The 22,172-nt window shown below is 58.6% G+C and carries 26 protein-coding genes; 13 read left to right on the forward strand and 13 right to left on the reverse strand.

Annotated features, from left to right (window positions below):
* Positions 1-133: 133 nt before the first annotated feature.
* A complete protein-coding gene (locus tag QY316_09490; GenBank protein WKZ32137.1) occupies positions 134-868 on the reverse strand; it encodes a hypothetical protein in 735 nt (244 codons plus the stop codon).
* 83 nt (positions 869-951) lie between these two features.
* On the opposite strand from QY316_09490, the gene QY316_09495 reads away from it, so the two are divergent.
* Together QY316_09495 and QY316_09500 are read left to right on the forward strand one after the other, a co-directional pair.
* Entirely contained in the window at positions 952-1,452 is a 501-nt protein-coding gene (locus QY316_09495) for a hypothetical protein (GenBank protein WKZ32138.1), read from the forward strand.
* A gap of 70 nt (positions 1,453-1,522) precedes the next feature.
* Positions 1,523-1,714 (forward strand): hypothetical protein, encoded by a 192-nt coding sequence (locus QY316_09500; protein WKZ32139.1) that lies wholly within the window; start codon positions 1,523-1,525, stop codon positions 1,712-1,714.
* On the opposite strand, the gene QY316_09505 is transcribed toward QY316_09500, so the two are convergent.
* The 6 genes from QY316_09505 to QY316_09530 all read right to left on the reverse strand — a co-directional run bounded on the left by QY316_09505 (position 1,709) and on the right by QY316_09530 (position 5,803).
* Positions 1,709-2,302, reverse strand: a complete 594-nt coding sequence (locus QY316_09505; GenBank protein WKZ32140.1) for a uracil-DNA glycosylase — start codon at positions 2,300-2,302, stop codon at positions 1,709-1,711. The two genes, QY316_09500 and QY316_09505, sit on opposite strands and share 6 nt — an antisense overlap.
* A complete protein-coding gene (locus QY316_09510; GenBank protein ID WKZ32141.1) occupies positions 2,299-3,342 on the reverse strand; it encodes an HD domain-containing protein in 1,044 nt (347 codons plus the stop codon). Before QY316_09510 ends, QY316_09505 begins: the two co-directional genes overlap by 4 nt.
* Before the next feature lies 1 nt (position 3,343).
* On the reverse strand, positions 3,344-4,324 hold the full coding sequence (locus QY316_09515; protein ID WKZ32142.1) for a GDP-mannose 4,6-dehydratase: 981 nt from the start codon (positions 4,322-4,324) through the stop codon (positions 3,344-3,346).
* 96 nt (positions 4,325-4,420) lie between these two features.
* The gene (locus QY316_09520; protein ID WKZ32143.1) at positions 4,421-4,852 is read right to left on the reverse strand and encodes a hypothetical protein; all 432 of its coding nucleotides are present in this window, start codon (positions 4,850-4,852) and stop codon (positions 4,421-4,423) included.
* An 11-nt stretch (positions 4,853-4,863) separates the two neighbouring features.
* On the reverse strand, positions 4,864-5,286 hold the full coding sequence (locus tag QY316_09525; protein ID WKZ32144.1) for a hypothetical protein: 423 nt from the start codon (positions 5,284-5,286) through the stop codon (positions 4,864-4,866).
* An 85-nt stretch (positions 5,287-5,371) separates the two neighbouring features.
* Positions 5,372-5,803: a hypothetical protein gene (locus tag QY316_09530; GenBank protein ID WKZ32145.1), complete on the reverse strand. Its 432-nt coding sequence runs from the start codon at positions 5,801-5,803 to the stop codon at positions 5,372-5,374.
* A gap of 241 nt (positions 5,804-6,044) precedes the next feature.
* On the opposite strand from QY316_09530, the gene QY316_09535 reads away from it, so the two are divergent.
* Positions 6,045-7,502, forward strand: coding sequence for an RtcB family protein (locus tag QY316_09535; protein WKZ32146.1), 1,458 nt, complete (start codon positions 6,045-6,047; stop codon positions 7,500-7,502).
* Positions 7,503-7,550: 48 nt separating this feature from the next.
* Positions 7,551-7,982, forward strand: coding sequence for an archease (locus QY316_09540; protein WKZ32147.1), 432 nt, complete (start codon positions 7,551-7,553; stop codon positions 7,980-7,982).
* Between the two features lie 51 nt (positions 7,983-8,033).
* On the opposite strand, the gene QY316_09545 is transcribed toward QY316_09540, so the two are convergent.
* Positions 8,034-8,207: a hypothetical protein gene (locus QY316_09545; protein WKZ32148.1), complete on the reverse strand. Its 174-nt coding sequence runs from the start codon at positions 8,205-8,207 to the stop codon at positions 8,034-8,036.
* Positions 8,208-8,516: 309 nt separating this feature from the next.
* On the opposite strand from QY316_09545, the gene QY316_09550 reads away from it, so the two are divergent.
* Entirely contained in the window at positions 8,517-8,744 is a 228-nt protein-coding gene (locus QY316_09550; GenBank protein ID WKZ32149.1) for a DUF3553 domain-containing protein, read from the forward strand.
* A 249-nt stretch (positions 8,745-8,993) separates the two neighbouring features.
* Here QY316_09550 and gpmI read toward each other — a convergent pair whose 3' ends face one another.
* From gpmI to nadD, 5 genes are all read right to left on the reverse strand, one after another.
* Positions 8,994-10,526: a 2,3-bisphosphoglycerate-independent phosphoglycerate mutase gene (gene gpmI, locus QY316_09555; GenBank protein ID WKZ32150.1), complete on the reverse strand. Its 1,533-nt coding sequence runs from the start codon at positions 10,524-10,526 to the stop codon at positions 8,994-8,996.
* 128 nt (positions 10,527-10,654) lie between these two features.
* The gene (locus QY316_09560) at positions 10,655-11,998 is read right to left on the reverse strand and encodes a tetratricopeptide repeat protein (protein WKZ32151.1); all 1,344 of its coding nucleotides are present in this window, start codon (positions 11,996-11,998) and stop codon (positions 10,655-10,657) included.
* 171 nt (positions 11,999-12,169) lie between these two features.
* Positions 12,170-12,640, reverse strand: a complete 471-nt coding sequence (locus QY316_09565; GenBank protein ID WKZ32152.1) for a 23S rRNA (pseudouridine(1915)-N(3))-methyltransferase RlmH — start codon at positions 12,638-12,640, stop codon at positions 12,170-12,172.
* A 12-nt stretch (positions 12,641-12,652) separates the two neighbouring features.
* Positions 12,653-13,069 carry a ribosome silencing factor gene (gene rsfS / locus QY316_09570; protein ID WKZ34111.1) on the reverse strand — a complete coding sequence of 139 codons (417 nt, stop codon included), beginning with the start codon at positions 13,067-13,069 and terminating at the stop codon, positions 12,653-12,655.
* 71 nt (positions 13,070-13,140) lie between these two features.
* Positions 13,141-13,782 (reverse strand): nicotinate-nucleotide adenylyltransferase, encoded by a 642-nt coding sequence (gene nadD, locus QY316_09575; protein ID WKZ32153.1) that lies wholly within the window; start codon positions 13,780-13,782, stop codon positions 13,141-13,143.
* Between the two features lie 144 nt (positions 13,783-13,926).
* Between nadD and QY316_09580 the strand changes: the two genes are divergently transcribed.
* From QY316_09580 to bioD, 8 genes are all read left to right on the forward strand, one after another.
* Positions 13,927-15,252: a replication-associated recombination protein A gene (locus QY316_09580; GenBank protein WKZ32154.1), complete on the forward strand. Its 1,326-nt coding sequence runs from the start codon at positions 13,927-13,929 to the stop codon at positions 15,250-15,252.
* Positions 15,253-15,456: 204 nt separating this feature from the next.
* On the forward strand, positions 15,457-15,966 hold the full coding sequence (locus QY316_09585) for a hypothetical protein (GenBank protein ID WKZ32155.1): 510 nt from the start codon (positions 15,457-15,459) through the stop codon (positions 15,964-15,966).
* Positions 15,967-16,195: 229 nt separating this feature from the next.
* The gene (gene bioB / locus QY316_09590) at positions 16,196-17,179 is read left to right on the forward strand and encodes a biotin synthase BioB (GenBank protein WKZ32156.1); all 984 of its coding nucleotides are present in this window, start codon (positions 16,196-16,198) and stop codon (positions 17,177-17,179) included.
* A 182-nt stretch (positions 17,180-17,361) separates the two neighbouring features.
* The gene (gene bioF / locus QY316_09595) at positions 17,362-18,516 is read left to right on the forward strand and encodes an 8-amino-7-oxononanoate synthase (protein WKZ34112.1); all 1,155 of its coding nucleotides are present in this window, start codon (positions 17,362-17,364) and stop codon (positions 18,514-18,516) included.
* Entirely contained in the window at positions 18,509-19,294 is a 786-nt protein-coding gene (locus QY316_09600; GenBank protein ID WKZ32157.1) for an alpha/beta fold hydrolase, read from the forward strand. The genes bioF and QY316_09600 overlap by 8 nt, the downstream gene beginning before the upstream one ends.
* Before the next feature lie 6 nt (positions 19,295-19,300).
* Positions 19,301-20,107 (forward strand): methyltransferase domain-containing protein, encoded by an 807-nt coding sequence (locus QY316_09605; GenBank protein WKZ32158.1) that lies wholly within the window; start codon positions 19,301-19,303, stop codon positions 20,105-20,107.
* Positions 20,104-21,474: an adenosylmethionine--8-amino-7-oxononanoate transaminase gene (gene bioA / locus QY316_09610; protein WKZ32159.1), complete on the forward strand. Its 1,371-nt coding sequence runs from the start codon at positions 20,104-20,106 to the stop codon at positions 21,472-21,474. Before QY316_09605 ends, bioA begins: the two co-directional genes overlap by 4 nt.
* Entirely contained in the window at positions 21,471-22,160 is a 690-nt protein-coding gene (gene bioD / locus QY316_09615; protein ID WKZ32160.1) for a dethiobiotin synthase, read from the forward strand. The genes bioA and bioD overlap by 4 nt, the downstream gene beginning before the upstream one ends.
* Positions 22,161-22,172 lie beyond the last annotated feature (12 nt).

Raw genomic sequence — 22,172 nt, forward strand, 5'->3', positions numbered from 1 at the left:
GGCCGTCTTCGGATGGCTTAACTATCCATCTCTTACCGACCGGAGAGTACTGTCCGCGGAGACAAAAAGGCGGCAGGTAAGACCTGCCGCCTTTATTTTTGTCATCCTCCGGCCCGCCTCGCCAGGACGGGGCTTATTCAGTGTCCCGAGCGCCCTCTTCCGTCGGCCCGGCCCCTGGGTCCGCCCGTTTAATCCGCGCCCTCGCTCGTTTCATCCTGTTACCCGTTCCGAATACTTCGCCTAGGGGCCTGGCAAGCCTTTTCCGTTCGTCCGGGTTCGCGTATCTGACATAAGCCATGCCCAGCGCCGCGACGACCGAGCCGCCCATAAAGTCGCTTATGAGGTCCCACATCGTGTCGCCGAGCCCCTTCTGGGTGTTCTTACCGAAGAGGCTGTCGACCGTAAACTCCCCGATCTCCCACATGGCGCCCATGGCCATGGCGAACGTCAAGGTAAAGACCCCGATAAAAGGCAACGAGAGGCGCACTTTTCCGGTATAATTCAAAGTATATACGACGATGAAAGCCAGGAGGCCCACGACGCCGCTGCTGTATACGTGAAGGAGCTTGTCGTAAAGCCATACCTTCTCGTAGAAATCGAGCCATTCGCCCATGAACGTGTTCGCGAATATGGAGACGGTTATAAGCAGGTCCATCTCGAAAGGGAGCGTCACCTTGTAGTTCCTCTCCAGTAGGCTCGGTATAAGGGACACCGCTATCGAGAAGAATATGAGTGCGATAAAGAGGTATTCTCCCTTTATGGCCGCGACCGGGAGAAGCAGCGCCATAAGGAGCTTCATAATCCATGAAAGTCCGGCTGTTATCGAGAGCGTGCGCCAGTTCTTAAGGATACTTGCGATGCCCGGCATGGAAGACCCTTCCTCGGGATTTCGTCACGGATGAATCAATTATATATGCGTATGCCCTGCCGGCAACCGTGAACGGGAAAACAATGCCCCTATTATTATTGTATGGCATGCTCGCGGCCACATTCCATGCAGCTGCACCTGCACTTTCCGGCACTCTGCCAGGCGCATGGTGGAGCGACCCGCCCATGCAGGGCGAAGGCCCGGGAGCGCCTCAGGATCCCTTAAGCTCCATACTCGACCCGGGTTTCCCGCCGACCCTTTACGGCCTCATGGAAGGCAATTACACCAGGGACAGCGCACGGCTCCTGAGCATCCCCGGCGCCGGGGTTTCGGACCTCCTTTCCGACGAAAGCCGGATGGTAGGCACCGGGCTGGGGCTTAACCTCGGCCCCGGCATAAAGTTCCAGGGCTTCGGCGTCTATGACATGGAGGAGGGGAGCACGTTTGCAGGCCCGGCGCTGAAGTACGACCTGCCCGGCGGCCTGGATTTCACTACCGGGGTGCAGATACCCCTTAACGACAGGAGAGAGATTGCCTCCGGAAGCTCGGATTTCTACTTCGCCGAGTTCAGGCTCCTTTTCTGACGCAACGGCAGGGTTTCGCACGCGGGCTGGAACGGCGGTATAATTAATAAAAAAGGCCCGAGGGGTTCTTATGGAATTGAGCGAGGGGAAAAAAGACAAAAAGATGAACGTGCCAGGGGAGGAGGTCTGCCCGGTCTGCACCTACCCTGCCGAGGACTGCGTCTGCTGCGCAGAGTGCGGCCATGATTGCCCGCTCGACGCCGGTCTCCCGTATTGCCCGGTATGCAGCCCCGTCAGTCAACAAAAGGGCGGCGGCCTATGACCCGAGCTTCTCTCTAACGGATTCAAGCGAGCCCTTCAGCTCCGCGACGCTCTCCTTGAGCCTTTTCTGCCTTCTCAAGAGGTATGACGGATGGTAGACGGGCATGACCGCCCTGCCCTCGTATTCGGCCCATTCGCCGGGCATAAAGGGCCTCCCGGGGAAAAGCGCCAAAAATGCCGTCTTGCCGGCTGTTATGATGACAGCCGGGTCCACTATGCCTATCTCCTCAAGAAGGAATGGGACGAAGAACGCGGCTTCGTCTCTCTCCGGGGGCCTTGTCCGGCGCCTTTTCGTCTCGACATTGGGCCAGATATTGAGGACGTTCGTTATATAAACCTCGTCCCTCCCCAGCCCCAGCGCCTCTTCAAGGACGCCAACAAAAAAAGACCCGCCCTTGCCCACGAAAGGCCTCCCGAGCCTGGTTTCGTCGCGCCCCGGGGCCTCGCCTATGACCATGAGCCTGCACGGGACAGGGCCCTCTCCGAATACCGGGACGGAGCCCTTGAAGTTGACCGCGCACGCACGGGCGATCCTTCTCCGGAGCGCCTCTCTTTTCTTTTCGGGGTCCATCGTGAAGGCGGGGCTCATTTGAAGAGGTTCAGGTTTCCCTTGCCGTCCTCGCCGCCGTCATCCGTCCTGTCCGCCCTGTCAGCGGCCCGCTCGTCTTGACCTCCCGCAGGGGTCCCGCCCTTGTAGATGTAACGCTCGAAGAGCCTCTGGTAGGATGTCCAGTTGGAGCCGTCGCCCTTGTCCTCGATAAGCCCCTTTACGGTGCTGACCTTGGCGTCGAGGTCGTCGAGGTAGGAAAGTATTATGGCCTCGATCGTCTTGGGCCTCTTGGGCGAGCCGAACTCGAGCTGGCCGTGGTGGGATAGCACGAGGTGCTTGAGGAGCATCGAAAGCTCCCTCGGAAAGCCAGGGATGGCGCCGGCCTTTCTCTCGATGAGGTCCGTACCCATCGTGATATGCCCGATAAGCCTGCCCTCGTCAGTGTAGTCGAAGGACCTCTGGTATGAAAGCTCCCATATTTTGCCTATGTCGTGGAGCAGCGCGCCTGCCGTGAGGAGGTCTTTGTTCACGCACTCCCCGTAGTGCCCAGCCACCTTCTCGACCAGGCCGCATATCGAGAGCACGTGCTCAGCGAGTCCGCCCAGGTACGGATGGTGCATGGATTTGGCAGCAGGGGCCATTAGGAAGGCCCCCCTTATCTCCGGGTCGGAGAATATGGATTCGATGAGCGCCTTTATATGCCTGTCCTTTATGCCCGCGATGACCGAAGCGAGGCCGGATGAAAGCTCCTCGTGCGTCTTTCCTGAAGACGGAAGGAAGTCCCGGAGCTGGTACTTCTCCTCAGGCGCAGCCTTTACGGCGGACACATTGAGCTGAACGCCGCCCTGGTAGGCTACGGCAAAGCCCTTGATTATGACTATGTCGTCCTTCTTGAAGCCCCTTGAAAGCTCCTCGGCGTCGTCCCATACCCTCGCCTCCATCTCCCCGGTCGAGTCCATGAGCTTCATGTTAAGATAGGGCTTCCCGGACTTGCTTATGCCGGTCTCCTTTTTCGTGACGAGGAAGGCGTCCTGGACGCTGTCCCTTTCCTTTATCGATTTTATGAAGGTCTTTTTCAATTCACGCTCCCGGCCGAGTGCAAGCGGAGAGCCTGCGCTCCCTCTCGACGAACCATTTTACGTATCTCCCGACTCCCTCTTGTATCCCCACGGAAGGGCTGAAACCCAGGAGCCTTTTCGCCCTGGATACGTCCGCGTGCGTAATGGGCACGTCCCCCGGCGCGGGCGGCAGGTGCCTTACCTTCGCCTTCGTTCCGAGGGCCGCCTCTATTAGGGCGATAAGCCCCCTCACCTCGATCGTATTGGCCCCGCCGAGGTTTATTATCTCGTACCTCGAAGGCGAGTATATCGACTTGAGTATTCCGGAGACGATGTCGCCGATGTAGGTGAAGTCCCTCCTGGCCGTTCCGTCGCCGTAGACCTCTATCTCCTTGCCGGCGCTTATTAGGCGGGTGAATTTGGCGACCGCCATGTCGGGCCTCCCCCTTTCGCCGTACACCGTAAAGAAACGGAGGCACGTAACCGGGAGGTTCCAGAGATGCGAGTAGGTGAAGCACATTAGCTCGCCTGACCTTTTCGTGGCCGCGTAGGGGGATATCGGACAGGTTATCGGGTCCTCTTCGGAAAAGGGGGTCTTGCTGTTTATGCCGTACACGGATGACGACGAGGCGAAGACGAAGTTGGTCATGCCGCTCTTCCTCGAGAGCTCGAGGAGGTTCAGCGTTCCGAGGCAGTTCACTTCCTCGTAGAGGACTGGGTCGTCTATGGAGGGCCTCACCCCGGCCCTGGCCGCAAGATGGCATATGGCGTCGGGCTTGAACGCGGCGAACGCTTTTTCGACCGCCTTGCGGTCCCTTATGTCCGCTTCGAAAAGTCTGAAAGACGGGTTTTTCAGGAGCGTTTCCGCGTTCTCCCTCTTGAGACGCGGGTCGTAGAAGTCGTTGAAGTCGTCTATTGCGGCAACTTGTTCCCCGCGCTCGAGGAGCGCGGCCGCGAGGTGCGAGCCTATGAAGCCGGCACCGCCGGTCACGATTATTTTCATGCGGATAAAGCTATCACAGTTCTTCTCAGGGGGTCAAGGGAAAGGGCCGGAAACCCGGGGGCTGGCGCTCCAATGCGCGCCAGCCCCCGGCACCTGTCAGCCTATGCCATCGAGGCCGGCTGCGAAGGCCGTCTGCATCCCCTCCACGGTCGGGGCGCCTTCCGGGTGCCAGGCCACCTCGATCCTTTCCCATCTCGCCAGTTCCTCTTCAGGTATGGCGGCGCTGAAAACACCTTTCCCCTCGGAGTCGGTCCTGAAGCCGTGCTCCATCGGGCTTACCATCTCCGCCTCGCTCCTCTCTTCGCTCACGAGCCAGACTGTGTACACGGAGTCCGGCATGAGGTCATCGGCGCGAATCGTTATCTCCTTTTCGCCCTCGGCCGCGTCAGTAATCTCGACCTCGGCCCTTGAGTCCTCCCAGAGGAAGCTCTCCATCTCCATCGTTCCGGCATATGCTGAAGCCTGCGGGAGCGCCAATGCGACCGCAGCCGCGAGCGCCAATCCCAAGGCTATTCCAAGCGCGTTCATTTGCGCCTCCTTTAACCCCAGAAGCTGCCCAGGAGCGCGAGCTCGGCGCCCTCCAGGTCCTCGGTGTCGTTATTCGGATGGTGCAGTATCTCTATCTTGTCCCAGTCCTTGAACTGCCGGGCCGGGATCCTGACTATATAGGTGCCGTTCCCCTCGGCGTCGGTCTCGAACGTCAGGTCCCCGGAGCCTATCCCGATGTCTCCGAGCATCGGCGTTTCGTCTATCAGCCATATGGAGTAAATGGAGTTGGGCTGGAGGCCGCTGGCTTCCACCCGTATCTCCTTCTCCTCGTTCTCGACGTCGGTTATCACGGCTTCGCCCGCGGCGCTGTCCCATGCCTCGCCCGTGAGCTCGACCCTGGAGGATGAGCCCCATACGGCGGCGGAGGTAAGGAAGACTGCCGCGAACGCGATTATCAAAAGGCGGTACTTCATCGTTTACCTCTCTTTTTGCAGCCCGGAAAATCAAAAGGGCCTCCGGCTTGAGCCGAGGCCCTCGACAACCGAACCCTTGCGCGATTTAGCCATACAGGCCCAGTTCGCCCCTGAGGGCTATTTCCGCGTTTTCGAGATCAGCCGGGTCTCCGGTGGGGTGATAGGCTATCTCGAGCATGTCCCACCTGTTAAGCTCGCCCTCGGGCACAGTGGCTATGAACCTGCCGTTGCCTGCCGCGTCGGTGCGGAAGGAGTAATCGTCCACGCCGAGGCCCTGCATCCTTTCAGGCCCGTCAGCCAGCCACGCCGTGTACACGGAATTGGGCCTCAAACCCCTTACCTCGACAGTAACCTCCTGCTGCGCCGTCCCGGACGGATAATCGCTCACCTCTATGGTGCCCTCGGCATCCGGGAACTGGAAGACGCCTTCGAGCGGGATCCTGTACTGGGCGTCGGCAGTGGATATGAAAGCGGCCGAAATGAAGCCCATTACGGCCGCCATTAAAAACTTTTTCATACTCGCACCTCCATTATATGCAAAACACTCGAAATCATGCCGCGAATCGACTGCTTGCGGCCGCGTAAACCATTCATATCTTGATTCTAGACCCGCGGACAGGCTTGTCAAGTAGCCGGAATTTTCCGGTCCTGCCCGGAAAACAAGCTTGCTTTTTTCTGATAAAGTAATGACTATACCGGGACCAGGGCGCCCGCCGTGAGGGCCCGCGCCGGAAATTAATAAACCTGAAAGGCCAGGCATGGGCGCTCCTCCGTCAATAAAAAGAATATCCGAGACCGTCTGGGAGATCCCCAAGGGCTACAAGCAGGGTATGCTCGTCCCGGCGCGCATATACGCGACCGAGAAGCTCATAGGGGAGATGGACGAAGGCGTCTTCAACCAGGTGACGAACGTCGCATGCCTGCCGGGCATAGTCAAATACGCCTGCTGCATGCCTGACGGGCACTGGGGCTACGGCTTCCCCATAGGCGGTGTGGCCGCCATGGACATCCATGAAGGGGTGATATCGCCCGGCGGCATAGGCTTCGACATAAACTGCGGGATGAGGCTTGCCGTAACGGACCTCACCCTCGAAGAGGTGAAGCCCAGGCTCAAGGAGCTCGTTGACGCGCTCTTCTACAGGATACCCTCGGGCGTGGGCTCCACGGGCTTTCTGAGGCTCGACCGCAACGAGTTCAGGGAGGCGCTTGAAGAGGGCTCGCGCTGGTGCCTCAAAAAGGGCTACGCCTGGCCCGAGGACATCGAGCTTACCGAGGAGCGGGGCTGCTTCGAGGGGGCGGACGCCTCGAAGGTGAGCGAAAAGGCCATAGACCGGGGGTTCGACCAGGTGGGCACGCTCGGGAGCGGGAACCACTACTGCGAGATACAGGTAGCGAAACCCGAGAACGTCATCGACGGAGAGACGGCCAGGGCCTTCGGTTTCACTCTCCCCGACCAGGTGGCCATAATGTTCCACTGCGGGAGCCGCGGGTTCGGCCACCAGGTGGCGACCGACTACCTTCAGTCATTCCTGCGTGTGATGGAGCCGAAGTACGGGATAAAGGTGCTCGACAGGGAGCTCGCCTCCGCGCCATTCAACTCTCGTGAAGGGCAGGACTATTTCAAGGCCATGAAGTGCGCCGCCAACATGGCGTTCGTGAACAGGCAGGTGATACTCCACAGGATACGCGAGGTCTTCTCGGCTGTATTCAGGAGGCCGCCCGAGGACCTCGGGATACGGATGGTATACGACGTAACCCACAACACGGCCAAGGTGGAAAGGCATATGGTCGACGGCAGGGAGATGGAGCTCCTCGTCCACAGGAAGGGCGCGACAAGGGCCTTCCCGCCCGGCATGAAGGGACTGCCCGGGAAATACATGCAGACCGGCCAGCCGGTCATAATCGGCGGGAGCATGGAGACGGGCTCATATCTGCTCGCGGGCCTCGCGACCGGCAAGGACGCGTTCTACACGACAGCGCACGGGAGCGGCAGGACCATGAGCAGGCACCACGCGAAACGCATGTACAGGGGCTCGAAGCTCCAGCACGAGATGGAGGAGAGGGGCATATACGTGAGGAGCGTTACATGGGGCGGGCTTGCCGAGGAGGCGGGCGCGGCATATAAAAAAATCGACGAGGTGGTCGGGGCCACGGAATCGGCCGGGCTCAGCAAGCGCGTAGTCCGGCTCATACCCATCGGGAACATAAAAGGCTAGCCGTAATAAAAATGCGGCGCATGAAATCCGCGCAAGGGGAAAACCGGGATGCCGTACCGCTATCTCGATGAAATCGCAACTGCCGACGTCGCGTTCGAGGCAACAGGCGGAAGCCTTGAAGAGGTCTTCACATCCGCAGCCGAGGCGACGGTGAACGTGATGGTAGACGAGCCGGAGAGGATAGAGAGGAGGAAGCGCGTGGCCGTAAAGCTCGAAAACCCTGAACGGGACATGCTCCTCTACGATTTTCTTAACGAGCTCGTGTACCTGAAAGACGCGAAAAAGCTCCTTATGCGGGTGGAAAAAATGGAGATAAAGGAGGGAGCTGAGGGCTTAAGCCTCGTCGCCGAACTATCTGGAGAGGAGCTTGACCCCGCGAAGCACCCGCTCGGCGCCGACGTGAAGGCAGTTACGCTCCACATGTTCAGCCTGGAGAGGGACGGCGGCGGGTGGAAGGCTACCGCCGTGCTGGACATCTAGCAGGTTGCTGAATCACTCAAATCGCGTTCAGGCTTTTTCAGCAGCCCGCGTTCAGAAATCCTCCTCAAGAAAGAGCTCTTCCGTCTCCTTCTCCTTCCGGAGCGCGAGCGGGGTCTGGCAGTAGGGGCAATAGACGCTCTCCCCGATCTTTTCATCCCCGGCCATCGGCACTTCCACATCGCACATCGGGCAGGTGAGATAATTACAGGAGCCTTTCTGCGGCATAGGTCGCCCTCCCTGGAGGATGTTGAACTTTTTCAATAACGGTTTGGCCGGAATGAATCCGTCCAGGCCTCGCAATGCCGGACTTTCAAGCCTTCGCAATTTGGCAATCCATCCGCAGATTGATCGCCTGGCAGGGTGTTTTCAACACCCTGCAGTGAAATCCCGCATATCATCTCATACCGGGGCCGCGGTTTCAAGGGCCTCCGGGACTCTCGTCCATCGCCGGTAAAAAAAAACGCATGGCGCGTTTCACCCAGTCGCTACGCGGGTTTTCCTTGACGGAGCTCACCAAAAGACGGAAAATTAATTATGCGCGAGGAGAGAAGAAAACTGTACCTCTCCGTAGGAGAAGTAGTCGTCCACCTGAGGCACCCGGAGTGGGGCCAGGGACGGGTGGTCGAGGAGATGAACTCCACCATACCAGGGGGCATATCCTTCATCAGGATAGAGTTCAGGTACGCAGGCAGGAGGACCTTCGATAACAATATCGAAAGCCTGCAGTGCTGCTACCATGCGGGCGTAAGAAGGGTAGGCTGAAAAAAGGAATACCTGCCGAGGAGCTTCCAGGCGGATTGCAGTATTCGCAGCCCGCTTTTTTTGAGCGAATAAGAGAGGCGAAATCCAACAGCTTGCTGAAAAACTCCGTTTTTATTCAGGCTGCTCAAAAAGCTCCAGATGCGAGGCCCCATTAGGAGCAGGGGAGCGAGGAATGAGGCGTACTTTTCGCGTACGCCGGAGTTATGAGCGACGTAGCCTTCGAAGCAGATGGACTTTTTCAGCAGCCTGCTAAAAAAGCGGCTTGCCGGTCATCTCCGAGGGCTGGGGCAGTCCCATGAGCTTAAGGATGGTCGGAGCGACGTCGTCAAGCCCGCCGTGCTTGAGCCTCGTCCCCTTCATATCGGGGTCAACCAGTATGAACGGCGCAAGGTTCGTGGTGTGGGCCGTGTGGACCTCTCCCGAAGACTGGTCTTTCATCTGCTCGGCATTGCCGTGGTCGGCGGTTATCAATACCGACCAGCCGTTTTCAATGGCCGCCCCGGCCACGATGCCCAGGGCCCGATCCACCGCCTCGCAGGCCTTGATCGCGGCGTCCAGGACCCCGGTGTGTCCCACCATGTCGCAGTTCGCGAAGTTCATGAGCATGAAGGAATAGCGCCCCTCCCGTATCTTCATGGCCGCGGCCTCGGCTATCTCAAGGGCCCGCATCTCCGGCTTCTTGTCGTAAGTCGGCACGTCCTGCGCCGACGGGATAAGGAGCCTCTCCTCCCCCTCGAACGGCTCTTCCCTTCCGCCGTTGAAGAAAAAGGTCACGTGGGCGTACTTCTCGGTCTCTGAGACCCTGAACTGCCTGAGCCCGCTTGAGGAGAGAACGTCCGCGAGTATGTTCCTTAGCGCCTGCGGCGCGAACAGGACCGGAAGCCCGAGCCTCTGGTCGTACTCGGTCATGCAGACGAACCTCGAAAGGGCAGGCCTCGCCTTCCTCTCGAAGCCGGTAAAGCCGTCGTCCACGAAGGCCCTTGTTATCTCCCTTGCCCTGTCCGACCTGAAATTGAAGAAGAGGACGGCATCTCCGTCCGAGACCGGGGCCACGGGCCTTCCTTCCCGGACCAGCACCGTAGGCTGGACGAACTCGTCCGTCTCCTCCCTCGCGTAAGCCGCCTTCACTGCTTCGAGAGGGTCTTCGGCGGCCGCCCCCATCCCCCCGGCAATCGCGTCATACGCCTTCTTTACGCGCTCCCACCTGTTGTCACGGTCCATCGCGTAATACCTGCCGCACACTGTGGCCACCCTGGCAGGCGAGTTGCTTTTCGCAAGGTACGAAAGGAGCGACTCCATGTAGGCGGCGCCGCTCGAAGGAGGGGTGTCCCTGCCGTCGAGTATAGCGTGTATAAAGACCCTCTCAACGCCCTTTCTCCTGAAGATGTCCAGAAGGCCGAAGAGGTGCTCGATATGGCTGTGCACCCCGCCGTCCGAGAGGAGGCCAATGAGATGGAGCGCGCCGCCACTCCGTTTCAGTCCGCTTGCGAGCTCGTCGATCATGGGGCGGGATTCAAGCTCGCCTTCCTTTATGGCCTTTGATATCCTCACGAGTTCCTGGTATACGACCCTGCCCGCGCCCATTGTGAGATGGCCGACCTCGGAATTCCCCATCTGCCCCTCCGGGAGGCCCACTGAAAACCCGGAGGTGTCTATCGTCGATACGGGATATTCCCGGACCAGGCGGTCATAATTGGGGGTCGAGGCCAGGAGCACGGCGTTCGAGTCGTTGTCCTGGTTAATGCCCCATCCGTCCAGCACGATCAGGCAGACCTTTTTCAATCCGGTTCTCCTGCTTTTTTTTGAAAGGGGAATAAACAGAGCACGGTCAGGCGGCATGACGGCCCCGGTCAAGTCGCCCGCGAATGGCCGCCATCAGCTCCGCCTGATGTGGCGGGACTTTGAAGGGCTCAGAAGAGCTTTCTCAGGGCCGGCGCCCTGTGCTGGGATTCCAACCCCCTCATTACAAGTGTATCCCACTCCCCGCAAGAGGTACACCTGGCCTTCCATGAGACCACATCGGAGCCGCACCCGGAGCACCTGAAATGAGGGCTGTACTCCCTGTCAAGCCCGAGCGCCCTGTGGAAGAGGTGCGCGGCCCTGCCACCCTGCTTGCGCCTGAGATAGGCCTCGCCAAGGAGCACCGAATGGTAAAAGCCTTCCTCGCCCTCGTTCTGGAGCCTTTCGAGCTCTTCTATGGCGTTGTCGACCATCTCGAGCCTCAGGTAAAGGCGTGCCAGCAGGAGCCTCATATTGGGCCCGTTCGAATGCGTGAGTATCTCCTTATTATACCTTTCGAGTATCCTCTCCGGGGCCGATTCCTTTATGCAGAGGTCTTCGAGCTTGAGGATGATCGGTTCGGGCGTGCTGAACCTGGCGAGCGCCTTCTCCCATACCTTTGCGGCGCTCGCAGAGCTCCCCTGCCTGTCGAGCACCTCTCCGAGGAGGATATGCCCGGGTAGGAACTTGTCGTCGTTCTTCAACGCCTCTTTTACCCTGACGAGCGCCTCGGTAAGCCTCCCCTCGTTCATGGACACGCATGCCGACTCGTAAAGGAGCCCCGTAAGGAGCTTTTTCTCCTTTTTCCTGAGTTCCTCGTTCCTTTCGGAATCCATGACCTTCTTCTGCAGCTCCGCCGCATCGGACCAGAGGGCCTCCCTTGTCCTCAGGTCCCTCAATTTCCTTAATGCGTAGAGGTTGCCCGGGTCGAGCTTCACGACCTCCTCCAGGGCCTTGGCCGCCCTCTGCGCGTCCCCGGATTCGGTCGCGCAACGGGCAAGCGAGCTCAATACGCCTATGGAGGAAGGGTTGTTGAGGAACCCCTTCTCAAGCACCTTGACCGCCTCCCTGGGCCTGTCCTCCCTCATGTATGTCTCGGCGAGGCTTATTATCATGCCGGTCTCGTTCGGCTTTGCGGCGTGGGCCTTCTCGAAAAGCTCCCTTGCGGAAGAGGTATCGCCCTTCACAAGGAGCTCGGCCCCTTTTCTATAATTCTCGTCGGCCTGCGCAAGGAGCTTCTTCTCCTTCCGCTCCTTCATCTCCTTAAGGGCCCTCCTTGCGTCGGCCACGAGCGAATTCAGGACCGCAAGCACGACGCCAGCGAGGAAGCCGAAAAAGACGAGGAGGGCGGCCGGGAGCGCGTAGGTGTACTCGCTCGTTACGACGAAGGTGACGATGCCGGGGTTCTTGGTATGTAGATAGAAGAACGCCCCCAGGACGAGTATGATTACTACGAGGAGTACCTTGGTGTACATCTGCCGCCGCTTCTTCCTTTGTTCAGTCAACTCTAACTCTAAAAATCGACCTTTTCCCCGGGCTCCGCGTGGCTACGGGATAAAAATGCTCGCATATCAGCATGATGCTCCGCTTTTTATTCCCGGCTTCCCTTGGATTGCAGGAAAAACCAAAATTTTCAGAAGTTGCCTTCAGTGCGAGTAGGGTTCGTTCCGCATTATGGTGAAGCCCCTGTAGACCTGCTCGTACAGGACAAGCCTCGCGAGGTCATGGGGCAGCGTCATCGACGAAAGCGAAAGCACCATTTGAGACCTGTCGTATACGTCCTTGTGGAGGCCCCACGCGCCGCCCACTATGAAGACCAGCCTTTTCCTGCCCGAGGACATGATGCCGGAGAGGAACTCCGCGAGGCCCGCGGAAGTCATTCCGGTCCCCGTGTCGGCGAGCGAGACGACATAATCGCCGGGCATGAGCTTCGCGATTATCCTCTGCCCCTCGCCCCTTGCCACGTCCTCCCTGGGCGCCTTGGCCGGGGCCTTCTCGTCCTTTACCTCCACGGCCTCGACGGGCGCGTATCTCCGTATCCTTTTAAGATATTCCGCTGCGGCTTCCCTCAGGCTCTCCTTCTTCATCCGGCCCACGGAGATGAAAACTATCTTCAAGGCGCCACCGGCCTAACCGCCCTTTTTACCCGGCCCTTTTTTGCCGCCCTTTGCGCCGGGTTTCGCCGCGCCGGAAAGCTTCAATTTATCCGCGACCTCCGTGGCCGGCGCCTCGGCCCACAGCCCTTCGAGGTCGTAGAAAGACCTTATATGCTCGAGGAAGACATGGACCACGACGTCGTTATAGTCCATGAGCGCCCACTTCCCTTCGGCTGCGCCTTCAATGCCGAGAGGCCGCTCTCCGGCCTTCCTGAGCCCCTCTTCCACGGCATTGACTATGGCCTGGACCTGCCTCTCGGATTCCGCGCTGCATATGACGAGATAGTCAGATACAGTGGAGAGCTTCTTGATATTCAGTATCACTACTTTCTCGGCCTTCTTGTCGAGGGCGAGCCTTGCGATCTCGAGCGCCTTCTTCTTTGGTTCCAGTTTAAGAGCTCCTTGATGGATTTTTGGGGGCCTCCCCCATTACGGACGGGCCGCCTAAGCGGCAGGCCCGGTCATCGATAAAGCTCATGCTCTTCTATGAGCTTAAGGACGCTCTCGGGCACGAGGTACCTTATCGAGAGCCCTTTGCGCACCTTCTCCCTTATGGCCGATGAAGAGATGTCCATAAGGGTCGTACTCAGGTAAGTTATAGAGATACCGGCGGAATTGACGTAAGCTCCGGTTTCCGAATCATACCAGAACTTACGGGCCACTTCAACCGGCAACACCTCCGCCGGTTTTTTGACCGGGTGCCCGGGCCTCGGCACGACTATGAGGCTTGCGAGGCCCAAAAGCTCCTCGTACTCATACCATGAGGTTATCTCGTTAAAAGAGTCGTTCCCTATTATGAGGCTCACGGAGGACCCGGGCCGCTCCCTCCTAAGCTCCCTCACGGTGTCGACGGTAAAAGACCTGCCCCCGCGCCGTATCTCGATATCCGAGACCTCGAAGCCGGGGTTCCCCTCAATCGCGCGCCTTACAAGCTCATGGCGCGCTTCAGGCGGCGTAAGCGACTCCCTCAGCTTATGCGGGGTTATGTGCGTGGGCACGAAGACCACGCGCTCGAACGAAAGCGCCTCCCTGGCCTCCTCAGCAATCCTCAGGTGGCCCAGGTGTATGGGATTGAACGTGCCCCCTAAAACCGCTACCCGCATTGAAGCTCTCTCAAGGAATTTGAGTGCTGATTTCGGTGGATATGCTATCCCATAGGGTCTCTGCTGTCAACGGTTAAGGGTGCTGCCCCTTCCTTCCATTTCCTTTCCGCATATAGTAAAATTTCGTTAAAGGAGACATTTTATATGGAACTTGAGCTTTTCGATGAAGGCCGAAGTGGGCTCAACCCCGCCCCTCTTGCCGAAAGGATGCGGCCAAAGGACCTTTCGGGCTTCATAGGGCAGGAGCACCTCATTGGAGAGGGGAAGCTCCTGGACAGGGTGATAAAAAAGGGCGACCTCCCCTCCCTGATCCTCTGGGGGCCGCCCGGCACAGGGAAGACCACCATCGCCAGGATAGCGGCCGAGGCCTCGAAATCGGAATTTCTGGAGTTTTCGGCGGTCCTCTCGGGCGTGAAGGAGATTCGGGAGGTAATAAAGGTTGCAAAGGAAAACCTCCGGCGCGGCAAAAAGACCGTCCTTTTCGTGGACGAGATACACAGGTTCAACAAGGCGCAGCAGGACGCGTTCCTGCATAGCGTGGAGGACGGCACCATAACCCTCATAGGGGCGACGACCGAGAACCCGTCTTTCGAGGTGAACGCGCCGCTCCTTTCGAGGTGCAAGGTGCTGGTGCTCGAATCCCTCTCCTCCGGGGCGCTCAGGGAGATACTGGGTCGCGCCATGAAGGACAAAGAGCGCGGTCTCGGCAAATTCAGGGCCGAGCTTGAGGAGGGCGTCGTCGATTTCCTCTCCGAGATATCGGCGGGAGACGCGAGGACGGCGCTAAACGCCCTTGAGGCCGCCTACATGCTTGCCGAGCCTGACCCCGAAGGGGTCAGGCATATAAGCCTGAAGGCCGCCGAGGAAGCGGTGCAGAGGAAGGCCATCCTATACGACAAGGGCGGGGAGGAGCACTATAACGTCATCTCTGCCTTCATAAAATCCATGCGGGGGAGCGACCCGCACGCTGCAATCTACTGGCTCGCAAGGATGGTCGAGGCGGGCGAGGACCCGCTCTTTATCGCGAGGCGCATGGTAATATTCGCATCCGAAGACATCGGTAACGCCGACCCAGCTGCCCTGAGGCTCGCGATCGACGTAAAGGACGCGGTCGACTTCGTGGGGATGCCCGAGGGCTGGATACCGCTGGCGCACGGGGTCGCCTATCTCGCGACAGCCCCGAAATCCAACGCCTCGTATCTCGCCTATCTCGAAGCCGCTGGAGACGTAAGGAAGCACGGCGCCCTCCCGGCGCCGCTCCATATAAGGAACGCGCCCACAAGCCTCATGAAAGGCCTCGGCTACGGCAAGGGCTACAAGTACCCGCACAGCTTCAAGGACGCGGAGGTCGAGCAGGAATACCTGCCCGAGACCCTTAAGGGCAGCATTTATTACAGGCCGAATGAGAGGGGAAATGAAATCGAAATCGCCGAGAGGATGAGAAGGAAAGGGAAAAAGGAGCAAAAATAAGGAGTTTAAAAATCAAGATTTGCCATGGATAAGTCCGTGACCCAGGTCACGGACTTAAGAGACAAAAAAACGATAGAAGGAAAGGAGAGGTTTAAAAAAAGTAAAAATCGGCTTTTCAGTAAACCGGTTCTTTTCAAAACCTCACATCACAATTTCCAGCCCGGTCCCGCACCACGACTGAAATAGAATAGAAAGGAAGGCGCCATGAAGAGATACGCGCTCTTGGCTGCGGGTCCCAAGGGCAGGAAGCTCACGGAACTCTTCTGCTCGCTCAAGGATAGCGGGTGCCTGGTCGGGGATTCCATAATATCGTCCTTTGGCGGCCACTTTGCGGCAGTAATCGAAGTAATCGGAAAGGACCGGAAGACCCTTGTAAGGGCCGTAAACAGGGTAAAGGGCCTGTTGACCCTGAAATCAAAGGAGCTTGCAATCGAAAAAAGCCGGACCTTCGGAAACGTGCATATCATGCTACACGGCCCGAACAGGCCCGACGCCCTCTACATGGTCTCGAAGCTCCTTGACGGCTCCAAGGCGGCAGTGACCTGCATTGAGTCCAAGTCCGATTCAGGGGGCATGCTATTCGCGGTAACGATAGAGGCCTATTGCCCTTCCAGCTCCGCCCGGAAAAAGCTTGAGGGCCAGGTCCATTCACTTGCCCGGCGGCTCGGCGTGAAATCCTCTGTAAGCTTCCTGGACTCGGACGAGATCCCCTGATTTCACATGTCTACCTTTTCGCACCAGATTATGCCTATGAAACAAGGCCGTTCCGCCCGCAAGGGCATTGTCAACCTATTCTATGTTTAAGTTGACAATGCCCTTGCGCTATGCTATTCAAATCCTGGGAACATACTTCAAATAATTGGAGGCAGCCTCTAAAAAATCAGAGCTTTTTCCCGCAGAGTCCTGGGAAAAGATCAATTTTAGAAGGCTGCCTGGAAAGACAATGGAAACCATACTGAAGACCGCCCTTGAAAAGGGCCTCTCGGGCGAAGGCCTCTCCGAAGGCGAGGCCCTTGAGTTTGCAAGCCTGCCGGATTCGTCCATTTACGAATCACTCGCAATTACCGAGAAAGTCAGGCGCCGTCACAAGGGGGTCGAGGTAAACCTCTGCGCCATCGTAAACGCAAAGAGCGGCCTGTGCAAGGAGGACTGCTCCTTCTGCTCCCAATCCGTCAAGTACCCCACGGGAGCGGCCGAATACCCCATGTCCGGGCCATCCGAGATCATCGGCGCGGCAATAGAAGCGGCAAGGACCGGGGCGCGCGAGTTCTCGATAGTCGCAAGCGGCACCCGGATAGAGAAGGAGAAGGACATATCCGCGCTTTCCGAAGCCATAAGAGGGATGCGGGGCATGGAGCTTGAGAGCTGCGCCTCGCTCGGCATGCTCACGAGAGATACCCTGAAGAAATTAAAAGAGAGCGGGCTTGAGAGCTACCACCACAACCTCGAGACCGGTCGGAGCTTCTTTCCAAAGGTTTGCACGACACACGAATACGAAGAGGACGTTGCGGTTATAAAGGCAGCCAAGGAACTCGGGTTTCACGTCTGCTCGGGCGGCATATTCGGGCTCGGAGAGGGCTGGGATGTGAGGATAGAGCTACTTTCCACCTTAAGGGAGCTTGAGGTCGATTCCATCCCCATAAACTTCCTGAACCCCAGGCCGGGCACGCCGCTCGAAGGGGCGAGCTACCTTACCCCGATAGAGTGCCTGAAGATAATAGCCCTCGCGAGGCTCATGCTCCCTGCGAGGGACATAATAATCTGCGGCGGCAGGCAGGTGAACCTCCGCGACCTGCAGCCCCTCATATTCGCGGCAGGCGCGAACGGCATGATGATAGGCAACTACCTCACCACACCCGGGCGGGCCCCTGAAGAAGACCTCCGGATGCTCTCGGACCTGGGCCTCAGGCCCCGCGGCTACAAGTAATCTTTATATAGCAGCTTTCTAAAACTCCGTTTTTATCCAGGCTGCTCAAAAAGCTCCAGATGCGAGGCCCCACTGGAACAGGGGAGCAAGGAATGAGGCGTACTTTTCGTGTACGCCGGAGTGTCCAGCGACGTAGCCTTCGACGCAGATGGACTTTTTCAGTAGCCTGATAGATGAACCCCATGCTCAAATACATAGATGAAGAGCTATTGAGGCTCGACTCCCTGGGCCTTTTGCGGAAGCTCAAGACCGTTCACGGGCCGCAGGGGCCGAGGGGCGTCGTGAACGGCAGGGAAGCGCTTATAATGTGCTCTAATGATTACCTGGGCCTTGCCGGACACCCGCTCGTAAAGGAGGCCGCAATCGAGGCCGTCAGGAAGTGGGGGGCCGGGGCCGGGGCGTCGAGGCTCGTATCAGGCACAATGGAGCCCCATGTAATGCTCGAAGGGCGGATAACGGCCTTCAAAAAGGCCGAGGCCGCGCTCCTATTCAATTCCGGCTATAATGCGAACCTCGGCGTCATCTCCGCCCTTATGGACAGGTCCTCCGAGGTATTCTCGGATAAACTTAATCATGCGTCCATCGTGGACGCCTGCGTACTCAGCCGGGCCAAGGCCAGGAGATACCCTTCAAGGGACGTAAACGCCCTTGAAAGGCTCCTCAAGGCTTCGAAGGCTAAAAGAAAGCTGATAGCCACCGACAGCGTCTTCAGCATGGACGGGACCATAGCGCCATTGAACGATATTACAGGACTCCTCGATAAATACGGGGCCATGCTCCTTGTCGATGACGCGCACTCAACCGGCGTCCTCGGCCCCGGAGGCCGCGGGAGCCTCGAGCATTTCAGCATCAGCCACCCGGCTGTAATCGTAATGGGCACTCTCGGCAAGGCGCTCGGCTCATTCGGAGCGTTCGTGACAGGGGGCCGCGCCTTGATAGGCCTCCTGGTCTCGAAGGCACGGCCGTTCATCTACACGACCGCCCTTCCACCCTCGGTCTGCGGCGCGGCCATGAAGGCGTTCGATATCGTGGAGAACGAGCCCGGCCTCAGGCAAAGGCTCTGGGAGAATACGGCAAGGCTCAAGGAAGGCCTTTTGGGTTTGGGGCTCGACACACTGGGGAGCGAAACGCCCATTGTGCCGGTAAAGCTCGGCGCAGCAAAAAAGGCAATGGACATATCGGACAGGCTCCTTGAAAGGGGCGTCTTCATACAGGCCATCAGGCCTCCGACCGTGCCCGAGGGGACCTCGCGCCTCCGGATGACATTGTCCGCATCGCACACCGCGGAGGACGTCGATTCCGTGCTCTCCGCGCTGAGGGATGCCCTCTATGGCTGAGGGCGGCTTAGTATTCGTCCACGGATGGGCGACAGACAGCCGGTCCTGGGACGCGGCAACGGAAAGGCTCGGGAGCGGACATATAACGGTAAATCTGCCCGGCCACGGCGGCCAAAGGGCCTGGGACGAACCTACCCTTGCCCCGGCAATAAGGGAGCTATCGGAGCGCACGCAAGGCCTCAGGGACGCGGTCGGCATAGGATGGTCACTCGGCGCGGAGGTGCTTATTGCGGCATATCCGGCTCTTAAGGAAAGGTTCCGCGCCCTCATACTCGTCGGCTCGACCCCGTGCTTCGTTGCAAAGGATGACTTCCCCTGGGGCCAGTCCAGGGCGCTCGTGAAACGCATGATAACGGACATGAAAAAAGACCCGGCCTCGACGGTCGAAAGGTTTTATAAGCTCAACTTCACGGACGAGGAGCTGGCTTCTGCCGGGGCCACGGCCTTTCTTGGGCGATACAGGTATCCGGGGCCGATATCCTGCGAAGGCCCGGTCCCCGGCTGTTTTCCGTCTTTCAGGTACGATGAAATAACCAGGGCGCTTGAGGCGCTTTACTCCGCTGACCTGAGGGACAGGCTAAAGGAAATAAACTTGCCGGTACTCCTCGTACACGGGGCGATGGACACCGTTTGCCCGCCAGGGGCCGCCGAGTACATGGCCGAAAAAATAAAAAACGCCAGGCTCGAAATAATGAGGGGGACCGGGCATGCGCCCTTCATTACAAAGCCCGATTCGTTCATGTCCGTCGTAAACGATTTTATTTCCTCATCGGGGTAGGTTTGCATGCTAAAGGCCTGTTTCGACAAATCAGCGGTCAGGAGGTCCTTTTCGCGGGCGGCATCCACCTACGACGAGTTCGCGGACTTTCAGTACGAAACCGCCAATAAAGTCTCGGCAGCGCTGAGAGAACTCCTTCCGGAAGGCGGAATCGGCAAGGGCATGTCCGTCCTCGATATAGGCTGCGGCACAGGCTCGCTCGCGGAGCTTATACTGTCATGCCTTCCGGGGGCCAGGGTCTTCGGGTGCGACCTGGCCTTCCCTATGCTCCGCAGGGCAGGCGAGAAGCTCGGACAGAGGCTTACGGGCCTTGCAGGGGCGGACTGCGAAGCCCTTCCGTTCAGGGATTCCACCTTTGATTGCGCGGCATCAAGCCTTACATACCAGTGGGCCGGGGACCTCTCCTCGGCTTTTGCCGAGGCGTGCCGCGTGCTCAAGCCGGGCGGCCTCTTCGCCATCTCTACGCTCGGGCCAGGGACCTTGTCCGAATTGAGGGAATGCTACCCCGGATACCGGGGCCTTGAGTTCAAAGCTTCCGATGAAGTCACGAACGAGGCGGAGAGGGCCGGTCTTGAGATAATAAGTGCGGATAAAAGAATTGTCAAAAAGGCCTATAAGGATTTCTATGAGCTTCTACGGACGCTCAAGCACATAGGCGCCGCGCCTCCGTTGGAGCGCGGCAAAGGGCTTGCGCCCGTAAGGGAGCTCAGGGAGGCAGGGGCTGCCTATGCCCGGAAGTTCCCGGCTGATGGCCAGGGCGTCACCGCAAGCTACGGGCTTATAATAATCACCGCAAGGAAAAAACGGCCATGAAAAAAAAGACAGCCGGGCTAGTCGGGCTGGATAAAAACCACGTGTGGCATCCCTTCACGCAGATGCGCGAATGGGAGGCTTCCGACCCCCTTGTAATCGAGCGGGGACAAGGGAGCTACCTCATCGATACCGAGGGCAGGCGCTACCTGGACGGCGTATCCTCCCTTTGGGTCAATGTCCACGGCCACAGGAAAAGGGAGGTAGACCGGGCCATAAAAGAGCAGCTGGGCCGAATCGCCCACTCGACTCTCCTCGGGCTCGCAAACGTCCCATCCATAAAACTTGCGGAAAGGCTCGTAAAGGCCGCGCCGAAGGGGCTTACCAGGGTCTTCTATTCGGACAACGGCTCTACTGCCGTCGAGATAGCCCTCAAGATGGCCTTCCAGTTCTGTGAAGAGACCGCAAAACCCGGGAAGAAACGGTTCGTCGCCTTCACCGGGGCCTATCACGGCGACACCTTCGGGTCAATGAGCGTCGGCGAGATAGACATATTCGTAAAGAAGTACAGGCCGCTCCTCTTCAGGCCCTTCCGCGCTCCATACCCGTACTGCTACAGGTGCCCGATCAAGGCGAAAAAAGCCTTCCCGGACTGCAAGACCGCGTGCCTCAAGGCTTTCGAGGATGTGTTAAAGAAGCACCACAAGGAGATCGCGGCCTGCGTGATCGAGCCGATCCTTCAGGGCGCGGCGGGCGTGGTCATCTCGCCCCCCGGGTTCCTCAAGGAAGTAAGAAGGCTTACGAAAAAATATGACGTCCTCCTCATAGCCGACGAGGTCGCTACAGGCTTCGGCAGGACCGGCCATATGTTCGCCTGCGATGCCGAAAAGGTCTCCCCTGATTTCCTCTGCCTTGCCAAGGGCCTTACAGGGGGCTACCTCCCGCTTGCCGCGACCCTCACGACGGACAGGGTCTATAAGGCATTTTTAGGCAAATACGAGGAGTACAAGAGCTTCTTCCACGGGCACACCTATACCGGGAACCCGCTAGGTTGCGCTGCCGCAATCGCCAGCCTCGATGTATTTGAAAAGGAAAAGGTGCTGCAAAAACTCGCACCAAAAGTGAATATTTTCAACGTGTTACTTGAGAAGCTTAAAGGACTGCCGCATGTCGGCGACGTCAGGCGGATAGGGCTCGTTGCCGGGATAGAGCTCGTAAAGGACAAAAGGACGAAAGAGGCCTACACTGCCCGCGAGCGGGTGGGCTACCGGGCCTGCCTCCGCGCCAGGGACTACGGGGTAATACTCCGGCCCCTCGGGGACGTTGTCGTCATAATGCCGCCCTTGAGCGCTACCGCAAGAGAAATAGAGAAGATAGTGGATGCGGCCTACAGGGGGATAAGGGAGATTACGGAGGGCATTGCCCAGTGAAACGCGCCTTCTTCATCACAGGCACCGACACCGGAGTCGGCAAGACCGAGGCCGCCTGCATGCTCGCAAGGGCCTTCAGGGCAGCGGGCTTGAAGCCCGGGGTCATGAAGCCGGTGGAGACCGGCTGCCCTGAAAGGGACGGCAGGCTCGTGCCGACTGACGCCCTGAGGCTCAAGGAGGCATCCGGCACCGAAGCCCCGCTTGAGCTTATAAACCCATACAGGTTCGCGCCGCCGCTCGCGCCTTTTACCGCTTCTGAGCTTTCAGGCGCAACAATTGATTTTGAGAGGATAAGATCCTGCCTTAAAGAGCTTTCGAATATGCATGACCTCATGCTCGTCGAGGGTGCGGGCGGACTCCTTACGCCGATCGCTCAGGATACATACATGGCAGACCTTGCCCTCGACCTCGGCCTCCCTGCCATCATCGTTTCAGCCAACCGGCTCGGCACAATCAACCACACGCTCATGACGATTAAGTGCGCCGGGTACATGGGCATCAAAGTGGCCGGGATAATCCTCAACAACCCCGGCCCCAACGGAAGCGACCCGAGCCGCGCACACAACCGGGCCTCAATCGAAAGGCTCTCCCCAGCGCCAATCCTCTTCGAAGCGCCGTTCTCCTCAAAAAACGAGGCCCCCTTCCTTCCGGAAGAGGGCCTCGTCGCAAGCCTTCTCAGGGCCTGACCCTTTCGGATC

It is taken from the genome of Thermodesulfobacteriota bacterium (assembly GCA_030583865.1).
Taxonomy (GTDB): domain Bacteria; phylum Desulfobacterota; class GWC2-55-46; order GWC2-55-46; family GWC2-55-46; genus UBA5799.

Excerpts from the sequence above, each read along its gene's own strand:
- QY316_09490 (WKZ32137.1), bottom strand. The coding sequence starts at position 868 with ATGCCGGGCATCGCAAGTATCCTTAAGAACTGGCGCACGCTCTCGATA.
- QY316_09495 (WKZ32138.1), top strand. The coding sequence starts at position 952 with ATGCCCCTATTATTATTGTATGGCATGCTCGCGGCCACATTCCATGCA.
- QY316_09500 (WKZ32139.1), top strand. The coding sequence starts at position 1,523 with ATGGAATTGAGCGAGGGGAAAAAAGACAAAAAGATGAACGTGCCAGGG.
- QY316_09505 (WKZ32140.1), bottom strand. The coding sequence starts at position 2,302 with ATGAGCCCCGCCTTCACGATGGACCCCGAAAAGAAAAGAGAGGCGCTC.
- QY316_09515 (WKZ32142.1), bottom strand. The coding sequence starts at position 4,324 with ATGAAAATAATCGTGACCGGCGGTGCCGGCTTCATAGGCTCGCACCTC.
- QY316_09520 (WKZ32143.1), bottom strand. The coding sequence starts at position 4,852 with ATGAACGCGCTTGGAATAGCCTTGGGATTGGCGCTCGCGGCTGCGGTC.
- QY316_09525 (WKZ32144.1), bottom strand. The coding sequence starts at position 5,286 with ATGAAGTACCGCCTTTTGATAATCGCGTTCGCGGCAGTCTTCCTTACC.
- QY316_09530 (WKZ32145.1), bottom strand. The coding sequence starts at position 5,803 with ATGAAAAAGTTTTTAATGGCGGCCGTAATGGGCTTCATTTCGGCCGCT.
- QY316_09535 (WKZ32146.1), top strand. The coding sequence starts at position 6,045 with ATGGGCGCTCCTCCGTCAATAAAAAGAATATCCGAGACCGTCTGGGAG.
- QY316_09540 (WKZ32147.1), top strand. The coding sequence starts at position 7,551 with ATGCCGTACCGCTATCTCGATGAAATCGCAACTGCCGACGTCGCGTTC.
- QY316_09545 (WKZ32148.1), bottom strand. The coding sequence starts at position 8,207 with ATGCCGCAGAAAGGCTCCTGTAATTATCTCACCTGCCCGATGTGCGAT.
- QY316_09550 (WKZ32149.1), top strand. The coding sequence starts at position 8,517 with ATGCGCGAGGAGAGAAGAAAACTGTACCTCTCCGTAGGAGAAGTAGTC.
- QY316_09560 (WKZ32151.1), bottom strand. The coding sequence starts at position 11,998 with ATGTACACCAAGGTACTCCTCGTAGTAATCATACTCGTCCTGGGGGCG.
- nadD (WKZ32153.1), bottom strand. The coding sequence starts at position 13,782 with ATGCGGGTAGCGGTTTTAGGGGGCACGTTCAATCCCATACACCTGGGC.
- QY316_09580 (WKZ32154.1), top strand. The coding sequence starts at position 13,927 with ATGGAACTTGAGCTTTTCGATGAAGGCCGAAGTGGGCTCAACCCCGCC.
- QY316_09585 (WKZ32155.1), top strand. The coding sequence starts at position 15,457 with ATGAAGAGATACGCGCTCTTGGCTGCGGGTCCCAAGGGCAGGAAGCTC.
- bioB (WKZ32156.1), top strand. The coding sequence starts at position 16,196 with ATGGAAACCATACTGAAGACCGCCCTTGAAAAGGGCCTCTCGGGCGAA.
- bioF (WKZ34112.1), top strand. The coding sequence starts at position 17,362 with ATGCTCAAATACATAGATGAAGAGCTATTGAGGCTCGACTCCCTGGGC.
- QY316_09600 (WKZ32157.1), top strand. The coding sequence starts at position 18,509 with ATGGCTGAGGGCGGCTTAGTATTCGTCCACGGATGGGCGACAGACAGC.
- QY316_09605 (WKZ32158.1), top strand. The coding sequence starts at position 19,301 with ATGCTAAAGGCCTGTTTCGACAAATCAGCGGTCAGGAGGTCCTTTTCG.
- bioA (WKZ32159.1), top strand. The coding sequence starts at position 20,104 with ATGAAAAAAAAGACAGCCGGGCTAGTCGGGCTGGATAAAAACCACGTG.